We start from the raw sequence: 13,130 nt of genomic DNA on the forward strand, positions 1-13,130 counted from the left end.
CATTTATGAATAGGTGTAAGGTGAATTTGAACTGTTGAACCATTTTGATCTTTCGAAAGATTTTCTTCCGAACCAGACTGCTGCGACAAACCCGATGATAAACAAAAGAACAAACACAAAATTCCTGAAGGAAACAGGAAGCCATTCTGCCTTAATTTTAACCGATTTATTTTCGCTGACTGCAGATGTAGTGGTTCCGGCTGCAAGATTGGTATTCAAAAGAGAGTCGATATCCGCTTTTCCCAAAGTCTGATGAACAAATTGTCCGAGGCTGCTTGTTGTGTCTTCCTTAATCATTTTTGAGCTACCGAAAGCCGTTGTTTCCATCGTACTGTTGTTGGTAACGTTAATGGTTCCGTTGTTATCTCGTGATAAGGTTAAACTTCCGTCCTGAGTTGCATAATAAGAAGGTGGAGTTTCCTTTGGAGTTTCCTGTTTTTCTGCTGAAATCGTGAAATGGTATTTTCCGGGAGATACTCCACAGAAATTAAAACTTTCATCCCGCCTTCCTTCGCTCCAGTTTTCACCGTCTTCATACCCATGATATTCTTCAATATCTTTAGAAGCATAGACTATTTCGTTGGTTTTCTCATTGACCAGACCTAAGCCGACATTTGCCCAGGAATTATCCACATTGGAATATACCTCAACTTTCAACGGGGCAGAACCGCCTGATAATTCAAAGCTTTTACTGACCATTTCTTTATTGCGGACATCTGCAAAATTAATTTCCTGCTCGAAAACCGATTTATTGGTTCTCGTCCCAACGACATATAACTGAATCAGGCTGATTAATAAAGCTGAAACCGCCATAATATTAATGGTGTGTTTTACATTAACATAAAATGGCTGAACAATTCCTATTCCTGAATAATTGGGAAGATTTGAGATCCCGAACGCTTTTTTTACTTTGTATTTTGAGATGTGTTTGCCGAAGAAGAATTCAATTTTTCCCTTCGACTGCTCTTGGGAAATCATCTGAGTTGCATTCACATATTCCTTGTATGTTGCCAGTCCTAAATTCAGTTTATCTTCAAAAAAACCTGCAGCAGAATGAATGGTGCATTCTGTAGTTTCGTACCAGCGGTAATTTCTTCCGTGCAGTTCCACTGCTTTTCCGTTCATCTTTTTCTTTACATCCATTGCATTAATGATATGAAGAAAAGTCCAGTGTCCATCACTCTCACTTAAGAAAGCATCTTCTCCTTTTGTATCTTTTAAATAATATTCTCTCCAAAAGATACTGGTTCCGTATTTTCGGATGATAATTCCGGTAACGGTATATTCTGTATTGTCGAGGATTCCTTTCTGCCCGATATCCAATACAACATTTTCTGTAGGAACTTTGATGTGTTTCTGATGTTTATTATTTTCGACATCAATAAGATAAGAACAGGTCTTACAGACGTATTCTTTTATATCGAAAGTAAGATCCAGCTTATTTCCGGATTCGCAGGCGGGACAAACGTAAAACATTTTTTATCTGTAAATTTTGTGTTTCTGAATGGTTTTAGCTTTAAAATATTCTATTACTTCATCTGCAATTTTTTCAACTTTTTCTGTGTTATCCTGCAGATAATTGCAGAGAAAAACATCAAAAGTAAGTTGTTTAAATTCCGGCCACGTATGAATACAGAGGTGAGATTCTTTGAGACAAACCGCGGAAGTAAAGCTGTTATTTTCAAAAATATGACTGGTAATTCCTACAATTTCCACGTCTTTTGTTGCGAGCATATCTCTGGTAAATGCCAAGAAACCGTCACCGTCTATTAACAAAGCTTCTGACTCCGTTTCCAAAGTCAGAAGAATATGTAAACCTTTGCTGGTTAATGATTCCAATTCAATGTATTTTCAGCAAATATATTATTTTTTTGGTAAGAAAACCTCCGCAAGCATACAACGTGCGCTTCCGCCTCCGTTTACTTCAATCGTATTAAGATCAGAATAGATGATTTCACAGTGTTTTTCAATCGTCGCAACCTGATCCTGATGTAAAGATTTATAAGCGGTTTCACTCATCACCAAAAATTTCTGTCCGTCTTTATTATTTACCTGAAGCATATTTCCTGCAAACTGCTGCATCTGCTCTTCAGAAATTTCAATGATTTCTTTTCCTGAATTTTTAATGGTTTCAATGACTTTGCTTCTTTCGAGTTCATCATCTATACAATCCAGACAGATTACCACAAATTTATCTGCTACACACATCATCACGTTGGTGTGGTAAATCGGAAGTCTTTCTTCTCCAACGGTTTGGAATGAATGGAAGACAACCGGCGTAAAACCATACTTCTCACAAAATTCTCTGAACAGGTTTTCATCCAGTCTTAAAGAAACCGAACCGTAAGCAATTTTGTTATCGTGATCGAAGATCATGCTTCCTGTTCCTTCCAAAAAATGTCCCTGTGTTTCAGGAAAAGACCAGTCGTCGATTTCAGCGACTTCAAATCCCTGTTCTTTAATGATTTCGATGATATCGTCCCTTCTTTCCACTCTTCTGTTGGAAGCAAACATCGGATATAAAACCACTTTTCCGTCTTTGTGAAAACTTACCCAGTTGTTCGGGAAAATTGAATCCGGAGTGTGTGGATCTAATGTATCTTTTACCGTGATGACGTTAATTCCTTTGCTTCTCAATCTTTCAACAAAAGCTTTAAATTCTGACAAAGCTTTAAACTGGGTATCGAAACCTTTCTGCTCTACCTGAAAATAATTGTTCTTTGCCGTTTCTGCATTAAATCCGAATGCAATCGGCTCTATCATTAGTACTGTATCTGTTGTCTGCATACTTTGGGTTTGAGGGTGTTTTAGTGTTTTAGTGAAAGCTACTTTTTATTTTTTATCTGTTGAAGAAAATGTACACCAATTCTGTGACTGACTCATCATATTCACTAACATTCCGATTATATGGTTGTATTGATTATTTAAAATTTTAAATTGTTCTTCATTTATATATTTGCATTTCCATGCGTACAAGAGCCATGTTTGGGTTTCTCTTGCTTCTCCTTCAGAATCTGTAAGCTTTGCGACGAAAGATTTTTCATACTTTCTTTTTCCCCAAGCCTCGCTTATATTTGCCGAAACGGATCGTGATGAACGCCTTATTTGATCTGTAAGAGAGTAGAGTTCTTCTTTAGGAAAAGATTTTGTGAGTTCAAAAATTATCATCGCAAATTCTACTGACTTTTGAAACACCTTTAAATCTTGGTGAAATTTAATTGTTGACATCTTTGTATTTTAAGCTAAAATAGAAAAAATAACAACAACTCAGCCCCAAAACTCTCTAACTCTAAAACACTCAGACTCTCAAACTCAGCTACTCTCTTACTAATGGCATTGTCGAGCAACGTAAAAGTCCTCCCATTTTGGAAATCTCACGGTAAGGAATTTCTTCAACGGTCATTCCCCATGCGTTTCTGAGGTGATTGTTCATTCTGGTGAATGCTTTGTCGGAAACTACGATTTCAGGAGAGATTGAAAAAATATTCGGGAACATTTCAAACATTTCCTCCGCCGTAACGTGGAAACAGTTTTCTTCCCCGAAAATATCAATAATCAGGCGGTAATCGCTTTCGTCTACAAACCCGTCTTTGTAAATAATACATTTATCTTTTCCGATAGGATTGAATGTGCAGTCCAAGTGTAAAATTCCTTCGTACGGTATTCTGTCGTTCTTTTTCAGTTCCAGATCAATGATTCTTTTTTTAGGAAAGTATTCTTTCAGAATTTCGATGGCATATTCATTGGTTCTTGCCGTTTTATAACTTCTGTAATCTTCACTGAAACATGTTCCGATAAACAGAAAATCGTCCCAGACAATAACATCTCCACCTTCAATGTGTGCTGTTTCCGGAAGATTAATTATTTTTCTCCACGCCACTTTTTCAAAAACCGTTTTATAAGCTTCCTGTTCGTCTGCACGGTCTGCAATAACATTGGAAATGATCATTTTATCATCGATTACAAAGGCAACATCTCTTGCAAAAACCTGATTGTAATCTGCAATGATGTCCGGACGAAGAACTTCTACGTCATATTTTTTTAAAACTGCTTCAAAAGCGTTCATTTCATGAATGATATCCGATTCTTTCGGATAAATATTATTTTCGATTGAATGATACGATTTTGCATCATAACTTTCCTCTAATGTAGGAACTGCTCCCATTGAATTGGGTTGTCCTAAAACCACTGATTTCAGCCTGCCCGTTTCGTTTTTTATATTTAGCTTCATAAAGATTTATGCAATGCTACAAATATAAGTAAAGGACTGAATCTGGGAAACTTTTGTCCTGTTTTTAGGCGATCTGCGCAATATAAATCTATGAAATAATCTTCTTACAGTTTTTTACTTCAGCAGATTGATAGACTAAAGCATTTATTCACTTAAATAAGCGATTTTATCAGATAATTTTATTCACAATAATTGGTTATGAATTATTTTTTGATAAAATGTAAAAAGTTTTAATTAAAATTCCTACCTTAGTGATATAATTTCTGTAGAAATTAAAACATAAAACATTAACAATCAAACACCAAAAACATCATGAACACAAAAAAAGCCGTGCTTTTAAAAGCACACAAACTTGGCAGAGAAGAACAAAAATCAATTATCGGAGGAGCATCTGCTGCAAGACGCTGCTGCGAATATGATTATGAAACAGGCGCATGCACACTCTGGACTTGTGACAGATGTCAATGTCCTTAAGAAAAACCAGAACCTGCTTTATGCAGGTTTTTTATATTGTATTTTTGTAACATACGAATACAAAATGGAAAAATCAGATAAATTAATTCATAACATCTGCATCGCAAAAATTAAACGAAGTACAATACAGCCTTATGATTTTAAGTGGACTCAATTCTATGAAGATGATTCAAAAGAATTGTTTAGAGATTATCCAATTGAATTACTTGACGAAGAACGAATCATCTGCTCCACAATTATAAATGAAGATAATTTCAGTATTTTAAATACCAGGAAACTCATCACTTTAAAAAACGGTAGACTTTCTTTGGGAAGTTGTATTAATGCAACAGATAAATTGTATGGAAAATTCAAAAGTAAAACAGAGGACTTCTCCTTAGGCTCTGTAGAACTGGAAAATGGCGAAATTTTAGAATATTTTATTGAAACCTGCAAAGCATCGATGATAATGATCCAAGGTGTAAAGACGATGATACAAATACAGCCGTAAAAAAATAAAAAAGTTTCCAAAGTTGAGAAACAAAAAATCCCAAAGCAAGCTTCAGGATTTTTGTTTATAGTAAGATATTGATTATCTGTTAACCATATCGATATAGTCTCTTTTTGGAGCCCCTTGGTAAACCTGTCTTGGTCTTCCGATCGGATCTCCTTTCAGTCTCATTTCTTTCCACTGAGAAATCCATCCCGGTAATCTTCCTAATGCAAACATTACGGTGAACATTTCTGTAGGAATTCCCAATGCTCTGTAAATAATTCCTGAATAGAAATCTACGTTTGGATATAGTTTTCTTTCTACGAAATACTCATCTTCAAGAGCTACTCTCTCCAACTGCATTGCAATATCAAGCGCTTTATCCTGAATTCCTAATGCATTAAGAATATCATCAGCAGCTTTCTTGATGATTTTTGCTCTCGGATCGAAGTTTTTGTACACTCTGTGTCCGAATCCCATTAAACGGAAGTTATCGTTTTTGTCTTTTGCTTTTGCAATGTATTTAGATACATCTCCTCCATCTTTTTCGATCAGTTCAAGCATTTCGATAACTGCCTGATTTGCTCCACCGTGAAGTGGTCCCCAAAGTGCAGAAACCCCTGCAGAAACTGAAGCGAAAAGACCTGTATGCGCAGAACCTACCATTCTTACTGTAGAAGTAGAACAGTTTTGCTCGTGATCTGCGTGAAGAATTAATAGTTTATCTAAAGCACCTACTACGACAGGATCGATTTCAAATTCCTGATTTGGCATTCTGAAAGCCATTTTGTAGAAGTTTTCTACATAGTTCAGGCTGTTGTCTCCGTGATTAAGAGGCAATCCCTGAGTTTTTCTGTACGTCCATGCGCAAAGGTGAGAGAATTTTGCAATTAACAATTCTGCCGCATGATCCATTTCTTCTTTAGAATTTACGTTAACTGCTTTTGGATTAAACGCCGTTAACGCAGAAGTTAAAGAAGATAAAACTCCCATTGGGTGAGCAGAACGAGGGAAAGCATCCATGATCTTTTTCATCTCCTCTGCTACGAAATTATATTTTTTAATGTTTGATTCGAAAGAATTGTACTGATCCTGAGAAGGCAATTCACCGTGTAATAAAAGATACATTACTTCCGTGAAGTTGGATTTCTCAGCGATCTGCTCGATAGGATAACCTCTGTAGAATAATTCTCCTTTGTCTCCGTCTAAGTAAGTGATGTCACTAAGTGTAGCTCCGGTGTTCTTATACCCTAAATCAAGAGTGATTAGACCTGTCTGGTCTCTTAATTTTGAAATATCGATTCCTCTGTCTCCGATAGTACTATCCACAATTGGATATTCATATGAATTACCGTCGTAATTCAATATTACCTTGTTGTCTGACATTATTTAATTTATTTTTTTCTAAATATACTACTTATTACAAAATACGGCAAACTAAAAATTTCGCTTGCCGTTATTTATAAATTCGATTAATTATCTTTTGATTTTAAAAGCATCTAAGCCTGGGAAAACTGCGGTTTCACCAAGAGCTTCTTCAATTCTCAACAATTGGTTGTATTTCGCCATTCTGTCTGATCTTGAAGCCGATCCTGTTTTAATCTGTCCGCAGTTCATTGCTACTGCCAAATCTGCGATTGTAGAGTCTTCAGTTTCTCCTGATCTGTGAGACATTACAGAAGTGAATCTGTTGTTCTGTGCCATTTGTACCGCTGCCATTGTTTCAGAAAGCGATCCGATCTGGTTTACTTTTACCAAGATTGAGTTTGCAATTCCTTCTTTTACTCCTCTTGACAGTCTTTCAACATTGGTTACGAATAAATCGTCTCCTACCAACTGTACTCTGTCTCCGATTTTATCGGTTAACATTTTCCAGCCTTCCCAGTCGTTTTCCTGCATTCCGTCTTCAATTGAAATGATCGGATATTTCGCTGCCAATTCAGCAAGGTAAGAAACCTGCTCGCTGCTTGAGAACTGAGCGGCATCCGGCGTCTGGAATTTTCTGTAATCGTAGATTCCGTCTTTGTAGAATTCGGAAGCAGCACAGTCAAGAGCCAACATAATATCGTCACCCGGCTTGTACCCTGCTTTTTCAATAGCCTGAAGTAAAGTATCCAAAGCATCTTCTGTTCCTTTGAAAGTTGGTGCAAAACCTCCTTCATCGCCTACCGCAGTAGATAAACCTCTTGAGTGAAGAATCGATTTAAGGTTGTGGAAAATTTCCGTTCCTTTTCTCAATGCGTGAGAGAAAGAATCTGCTTTTACCGGCATGATCATAAATTCCTGAAATGCAATCGGCGCATCGGAGTGAGAACCTCCGTTGATCACGTTCATCATCGGAACAGGAAGTGTGTTTGCATTGACACCGCCAACATATTTGTACAAAGGCATTTTCAATTCTGCTGCTGCTGCTTTAGCCGCTGCCAAAGAAACACCAAGAATTGCATTTGCTCCAAGATTTCCTTTATTATTGGTTCCATCAAGATCGATCATAATCTGGTCAATAAGATTCTGATCGTATACAGGAAGACCTACCAACTCTGGCGCAATCACTTCTCTTACATTCTCAACCGCTTTAAGAACTCCTTTCCCCATATATTCTGAACCGCCGTCGCGCAATTCCACCGCTTCATGTTCTCCAGTAGAAGCTCCGGAAGGTACCGCAGCACGTCCCATCGCACCACTTTCCGTGAATACATCTACTTCAACTGTAGGATTTCCTCTTGAATCCAAAATTTGTCTCGCTTCTATGTAAGAAATGTAACTCATTGTTCGTTTTTTTATAGTTCAGACAAATTTAATCAATTTTTAACTTTTTAAAGCAAATGAATGGGAATTTATGGGGTTATTGTGAGTTAAATTTTAGTTAATTTTAAAGATTCTTCAGATAATCAATTGATGGAGCAAAAAAATATTCTCCACCTTTTAAGGTTACGAAACTCCGGAAGTTTACTTTTTCAGTTTCTTCATTTTCCGGTTTTTCTCCAAAACATGAAGCATCGGCGACGAAGACAGCATTTTGTCCGATAATTGGATCTTTCATATTATTGGCTCTCAACTGGGATGCTTCAAACTGATTCTGAATATTACTCTGAAAGCTCATAAACAAAAGTCCCTTTTTCTCTTTTGTGTCTTCAATGTCGGTAACGCGTCCATAAGGTATTCCTCTTCTTGCCATAATCATGGTACGGGAATCTTTATCACGTTCGTTTGTAGTCCGGATATGGTTAAGAAAAGGACATTTTCCTTCGGAACCAGTCGGATAATTGAAGTTATTGGTAAGATTATCTATAATTCCATCTTTTTTTGATAAAATATGAGGTGTTCCATCTTCAAATCTTCCTACCATTACTGCTCCCACAATTTCATCATCCTCCAAATTCATCATTTCAGCAATATGCCTTTCCTGTTTTTTAAAACCTTTTACATCCTGTTCCAGTTTTCTGAAGACAAGAAAACTACCGTATGCATTATCATTATCTGTAAAGGGATCTTTATACAATACCTGTGATAATGAAAATTCCGGATTAAACACTAGATTTCCAGAATATTTTTCTTTGTACTCTTCTATCTCTTCCTTGAAAAAGAGAGGCTGGCTAATTCCATCCGCATATCCGAAATGCTCAATACCATCTCCATCGCTATTTCTAATGACATTTCCATTCTCTATTTTCAGAATTTGTGAAAAATGATTTAACTCTTCTATAAAAACCTGTTTTTGTTTCTGAAGAGTGTCGTAATCATCATCACCAATCAGAAGCATTGCATGAATATTTTCCTGATATCCTTCTTCCCAGTCTTTAACATCAGGATCATTCAGTTTAGCATCCTTCATACTGGATAAAAAATTAGCATTCGCTCCCAGATAATCATATCCCTCACGCGTAAGATAAAGCCCGAGAAATACACCACCGGAAACACCATTTTTTTTGAATTGCATAGTTTCTTTCAACTGCTTTTTACAGGAGGTGATCTTTTCTGAAAAATTTTTAAGCCATTGCTTTGCGTCAGTTCTGTTATTTCTATAAAATCTTACAAAGATGTGTGCTGTAAAATTTCTGCCGTGTCCTTTTAGGATAATTCCCTGTAGATTTTCAAATAATTCATCATAAGATAGATCATTTATATCTACAGGCTTTTTGTTTTTTAAAGTAATCATGATATTTTTATTTTAGAGATACTGCGTTAACTTTTGAGAGGTTATAGGTGATTCCGATGAAATGACCGAATTTGAATTGCTTAACCATGGGAATCTGTCCACTGGCTCCAAGATCATAAGCTTGTCCTTTCTCGAATCCTCCCGCTAAACGATCAACAACCCCCATGCTTAATCCTCCTGAAAGAATCCATCTTTCCTGTCTTCCCATAATAAGTCCTCCTCCGAGAATTACCTGGAATTTCTGATTTTGGGTGAATATAAATCCAAAATTTATTTGGGGCTGTATCCATGAGTTCCATCTGAAATTTGTATTTACTGTCGATCCGAAGGCAAAGTCATAACTTCCTTGTTTCTTTAAGGAAATCTGCTTTTGATCCGCATTTCCCGGCACATCTCTTTTTTCAAATTCTTCATCATACAAGCTGGTAAGGAAAACACCTGCACTGATATCTATTTTAAGACCTCCTTTTATCCAGACATTGTATTTCCCATAATTTCCGTCTTCCTTTTTTGTTTTTTTATCTAACCTTTTTATGGTAAACTCTACCGCATCTATATTTTTTCCCTGAATATCTCTTGGAAGCGTATACATGATATTTGAAAAGAAAAATTTACTTTCAAATGTTTTTAGCATCTGCTCGGATTTTTCAATGCTGTATTTGATCAATTCTTCGGAAGCTTGTTTTTGGGCTTCTGTTATTGCATTTGCATATTCCTCACCCTTTCCCTGTTCCAGACAGGCTTTGTATTTTTCGGCTTCATAATAATCCTTTTTCAAAGCAGTAAATAAAGAATCTCTTGTTTGGAAAAATTCTTTTCCGAGACTTTCTTTAGACATATTTTCGAGTTCGAATTTATCTATAAAAATCTCCAGATCATCTATCTTCTCACTCAGCTCTTTACTTTTCGAAGGAATTGTAATGTAAGTTTCAACACCATACTTTAACTTAGGCTCCTCTCCTGTACTTTTACTTAATAAGGCAATATTTTGATTGATGGTAGTGGTATCCATAAAGTAGGTAATGTTGTTATCATTTATTGTGTATTCATACTTCAACGGATTGATATTTTTCAATTCTACTGCGATTAATTCCCGCGGTTTTATTGAAAGCCATTTGCTTTCACATTCTGAAGTATCTTTCTCTTTATTTCTATAATTTAAATCTAATATTACAGGACATTTCTCAGGAGCGGAAACATCGATAGTTAGGACTTTAGTTTGTTGCGCATCCCATAATTGATTCGCAATAAAACACATAATCAGTAAATAAAAAGTTTTCATGGCTATTTGTTTTAAAGGTTATTAAATTTTTATCGAAAGGATTTTGAATTTCAACAATATCCTGTCTGGACATTTTTATTTTTTATTATTCGCTACATTAAGCTCACCTATTCCTTTCACGAACGTATTAATGAGGGTTTCAATAATTTTTTTAGAAAACAAGGCACAAAGCAAACAGTAGCACGCAAACACAAAGTAATCCAGATAGGTATTAAATTCTAAGACTTTACTATCTCCCGCTTTTAAGATTAAAACTGCAAAAAATGATGAAATTACTCCGAAAAGTATTCTTGAGACAGACTTATTCTTTTCCTCTTCAATCTTATCTAATAACACCTCCATTTTATTTTCTACATTTTGTATCGCTTCTGTCATGGGTTTTACTTCAGAAGCAGCAATGCCTTGATTTTCAAATCTTTCACATAACTCCTTCATTTCTAATGCTTCCTTTTTAACTTCATTATTAGCTTGCAGCATATCTTCTAAATACCGGTAATATCCACTCGCTAAACCTCCCAAAATACCGCATACAATAATAATGATGCATAATTTTAGCGGCGCATTGTGTGATGATTTTTTTTCCGGAAAGATTAGGGTATTTTTTTCTTTTTGTATTTCCTTGAATTTATTAATGTTTACTTTTAAATTCTGTTCCAGGACAGGTTTTACTTTCGGTTGGTCAGTAACCGCAATTAGTTTCAAAATATCATTATTTTGATTCTGAAGGGTAATTTCTATTTTTTCTACCTGAGCAGAGTCATCTTTTAAAACTTTATTTTTATATAAAGTATTATCATTTGGCTCTCCAATAAAATAGAGTGTCACTCCTCCCAAAACACAGATTAAGATCAGCAGTAAAGCAGTCCAGTTATACTTTTTCTGATTTAAAGTTTTCATGGCTATTAATTTTTAAGTTGTTCATCAAAGTTCCTTTAAAAACAAACCTCTGTCAATTACACAAAAGGGTGATTTAAAATAAAAACAGCACCATAAAATGATGCTGCTTGTATTCAATATTGAAATTTCTTATAAATCGATTCTGAAAAACAGATGTGTTCCGTTTTCTGTGGTGACTTCGCAGTGTCCGTTTTGTTCCTGCATTCTCCGTTTCATATTTCGGAGTCCGTTTCCTTCTGATTTTTCGTGGTTAATTCCTATTCCGTTGTCGGAGATTTTCATCATGAATTCTTTGTCTTTCTGGATGAATGACAATTTAATCTGATTGGACTGGCTGTGTTTGTAAGCATTGTTCAGGGCTTCTTTTAAACATAGAAATAAATTTCGTCTCTGTTCTGTGGTGATTACTGTTTCCAAAACAACGTTTTCGCTTTCCGTGAGCAGGAGAATTTTTGTTTTTTTCAAAAAATTTTGTGCATACATTTTTGAATAATCGATGAAGCTTCCCAAAGTATCGTTTCCGGAGTTGAGACTCCAAAGCATTTCCCGCATGGAAAGATTCATTTCTTCGGAGGTTTTCAGGAGTTCATCGATGTCATTTTTAAGATCATCATTTTCGGCTCGTTGTTTTAAAAATTCTGCCTGCAATTTTAAAGCTGAAATTCCTGCACCGAGATCATCGTGCATATCGTGGGAAATTCTTTCACGCTCTGCTTCTATAGATTTTTGTTTTTCTAGTTCTTTTTGGAGGAGCTGGTTTTGGTGTTCGGATTCTTTGAGTTGTTTTTCTTTGAGATAGAGAAGTTGTCTTCTATTGTACATTAAGACAACAAAAATTATAAATACCACAAAGAAAAGTATTATAACTAAAGCTAAAATATAAGTACTTTTAATTATTTGAGGTAGTTCCTCTTTTAAAATTATGCTCATACTTAGATAAAGAAATAAAAATTGATAAATACAGAATTATATTCACTACATCAAAATTACTTTTAATAAAGTTTGAAAACTCTTTATCATTGTTGTAAAAATAATACATAGGTAAACATCTAAAAATACCAAAACAACTCCATAAAAGTAAACCTGAACTGATCCAAAAATTGGGATCATTAAAAATTTCATCATCATTCACTGAAAAAAGTTTATTATAATACCAGATTATTGAATGTATTATTAAAAATAACATAACTGCAATCGCAATTTTTTCATCAAAATCTAATCCTAAGAATTTGGTAAAAAATATTATAAATAATAGACAAATCAATAATAATATTTTAGATAAAGCTTTTGAGATTTTAGAATAAAAATTTTTAGAATAAAAAAAATAAAAGAATACAGTAACAAAAATCAAATATAAATTATACTGTAATCCTATCAATATACTTTCATCAATCTTATCAACAACAAATGAATAGCCTTCAACCAAAACTGTTATAAAAAGAAAAAAAAATAAATTATTCTGGGCAGAAAAACCATTTTTTTCACCCAGAATAAAAGATTTAATCAATACTATGATTAAAAGAATATTGTATAAATAATGGTAGTGTCCTACTAACTGTGTAAGTAGAAAAGTTATTCTGAAAAATTTTGAGCCCTCAAAGCTCAAAAAATTTTT

At 35.0% G+C, this 13,130-nt stretch carries 13 protein-coding genes; 1 reads left to right on the forward strand and 12 read right to left on the reverse strand.

Features of this window, described 5'->3' with window-relative positions:
- Positions 1 to 3: 3 nt before the first annotated feature.
- The 5 genes from H6W52_RS05080 to H6W52_RS05100 form a co-directional block, all read right to left on the reverse strand.
- Positions 4 to 1,476 carry a DUF4178 domain-containing protein gene (locus tag H6W52_RS05080; RefSeq protein WP_116095850.1) on the reverse strand — a complete coding sequence of 491 codons (1,473 nt, stop codon included), beginning with the start codon at positions 1,474 to 1,476 and terminating at the stop codon, positions 4 to 6.
- A gap of 3 nt (positions 1,477 to 1,479) precedes the next feature.
- Positions 1,480 to 1,839 carry an S-adenosylmethionine decarboxylase family protein gene (locus H6W52_RS05085; protein WP_087707972.1) on the reverse strand — a complete coding sequence of 120 codons (360 nt, stop codon included), beginning with the start codon at positions 1,837 to 1,839 and terminating at the stop codon, positions 1,480 to 1,482.
- Between the two features lie 24 nt (positions 1,840 to 1,863).
- The gene (gene ctlX, locus H6W52_RS05090) at positions 1,864 to 2,787 is read right to left on the reverse strand and encodes a citrulline utilization hydrolase CtlX (RefSeq protein ID WP_116095848.1); all 924 of its coding nucleotides are present in this window, start codon (positions 2,785 to 2,787) and stop codon (positions 1,864 to 1,866) included.
- A gap of 45 nt (positions 2,788 to 2,832) precedes the next feature.
- On the reverse strand, positions 2,833 to 3,228 hold the full coding sequence (locus H6W52_RS05095; RefSeq protein ID WP_116095846.1) for a four helix bundle protein: 396 nt from the start codon (positions 3,226 to 3,228) through the stop codon (positions 2,833 to 2,835).
- 88 nt (positions 3,229 to 3,316) lie between these two features.
- The gene (locus tag H6W52_RS05100) at positions 3,317 to 4,231 is read right to left on the reverse strand and encodes a dimethylarginine dimethylaminohydrolase family protein (RefSeq protein ID WP_087707978.1); all 915 of its coding nucleotides are present in this window, start codon (positions 4,229 to 4,231) and stop codon (positions 3,317 to 3,319) included.
- Between the two features lie 352 nt (positions 4,232 to 4,583).
- Here H6W52_RS05100 and H6W52_RS05105 point away from each other — a divergent pair, with 352 nt between their 5' ends.
- Positions 4,584 to 5,195 carry a hypothetical protein gene (locus H6W52_RS05105; protein ID WP_116095844.1) on the forward strand — a complete coding sequence of 204 codons (612 nt, stop codon included), beginning with the start codon at positions 4,584 to 4,586 and terminating at the stop codon, positions 5,193 to 5,195.
- 81 nt (positions 5,196 to 5,276) lie between these two features.
- Here H6W52_RS05105 and H6W52_RS05110 read toward each other — a convergent pair whose 3' ends face one another.
- The 7 genes from H6W52_RS05110 to H6W52_RS05140 form a co-directional block, all read right to left on the reverse strand.
- Complete coding sequence (locus H6W52_RS05110) at positions 5,277 to 6,563, reverse strand: citrate synthase (RefSeq protein WP_076391888.1); 1,287 nt, start codon at positions 6,561 to 6,563, stop codon at positions 5,277 to 5,279.
- A gap of 90 nt (positions 6,564 to 6,653) precedes the next feature.
- Positions 6,654 to 7,946, reverse strand: a complete 1,293-nt coding sequence (gene eno / locus H6W52_RS05115) for a phosphopyruvate hydratase (protein ID WP_076391886.1) — start codon at positions 7,944 to 7,946, stop codon at positions 6,654 to 6,656.
- 103 nt (positions 7,947 to 8,049) lie between these two features.
- Complete coding sequence (locus tag H6W52_RS05120) at positions 8,050 to 9,336, reverse strand: Dyp-type peroxidase (protein WP_116095842.1); 1,287 nt, start codon at positions 9,334 to 9,336, stop codon at positions 8,050 to 8,052.
- Between the two features lie 7 nt (positions 9,337 to 9,343).
- Entirely contained in the window at positions 9,344 to 10,618 is a 1,275-nt protein-coding gene (locus tag H6W52_RS05125) for a hypothetical protein (protein WP_185216489.1), read from the reverse strand.
- A gap of 75 nt (positions 10,619 to 10,693) precedes the next feature.
- Positions 10,694 to 11,443, reverse strand: a complete 750-nt coding sequence (locus H6W52_RS05130; RefSeq protein ID WP_308196688.1) for a YEATS-associated helix-containing protein — start codon at positions 11,441 to 11,443, stop codon at positions 10,694 to 10,696.
- A gap of 201 nt (positions 11,444 to 11,644) precedes the next feature.
- Positions 11,645 to 12,337: a sensor histidine kinase gene (locus tag H6W52_RS05135; RefSeq protein WP_228423025.1), complete on the reverse strand. Its 693-nt coding sequence runs from the start codon at positions 12,335 to 12,337 to the stop codon at positions 11,645 to 11,647.
- 67 nt (positions 12,338 to 12,404) lie between these two features.
- A partial coding sequence (locus H6W52_RS05140) for a hypothetical protein (RefSeq protein WP_185681282.1) occupies positions 12,405 to 13,130 on the reverse strand: 726 nt, incomplete at its 5' end.

This window comes from Chryseobacterium sp. C2(2020) (genome assembly GCF_014218915.1).
In the GTDB taxonomy this organism is placed as follows: Bacteria; Bacteroidota; Bacteroidia; order Flavobacteriales; family Weeksellaceae; genus Chryseobacterium; species Chryseobacterium mucoviscidosis.

Bases quoted from the DNA above. Each gene is read 5' to 3' on its own strand.
- H6W52_RS05135 (WP_228423025.1), bottom strand. From the start codon at position 12,337: ATGTACAATAGAAGACAACTTCTCTATCTCAAAGAAAAACAACTCAAA.
- H6W52_RS05120 (WP_116095842.1), bottom strand. From the start codon at position 9,336: ATGATTACTTTAAAAAACAAAAAGCCTGTAGATATAAATGATCTATCT.
- H6W52_RS05080 (WP_116095850.1), bottom strand. From the start codon at position 1,476: ATGTTTTACGTTTGTCCCGCCTGCGAATCCGGAAATAAGCTGGATCTT.
- H6W52_RS05110 (WP_076391888.1), bottom strand. From the start codon at position 6,563: ATGTCAGACAACAAGGTAATATTGAATTACGACGGTAATTCATATGAA.
- ctlX (WP_116095848.1), bottom strand. From the start codon at position 2,787: ATGCAGACAACAGATACAGTACTAATGATAGAGCCGATTGCATTCGGA.
- H6W52_RS05095 (WP_116095846.1), bottom strand. From the start codon at position 3,228: ATGTCAACAATTAAATTTCACCAAGATTTAAAGGTGTTTCAAAAGTCA.
- H6W52_RS05100 (WP_087707978.1), bottom strand. From the start codon at position 4,231: ATGAAGCTAAATATAAAAAACGAAACGGGCAGGCTGAAATCAGTGGTT.
- H6W52_RS05125 (WP_185216489.1), bottom strand. From the start codon at position 10,618: ATGAAAACTTTTTATTTACTGATTATGTGTTTTATTGCGAATCAATTA.
- eno (WP_076391886.1), bottom strand. From the start codon at position 7,946: ATGAGTTACATTTCTTACATAGAAGCGAGACAAATTTTGGATTCAAGA.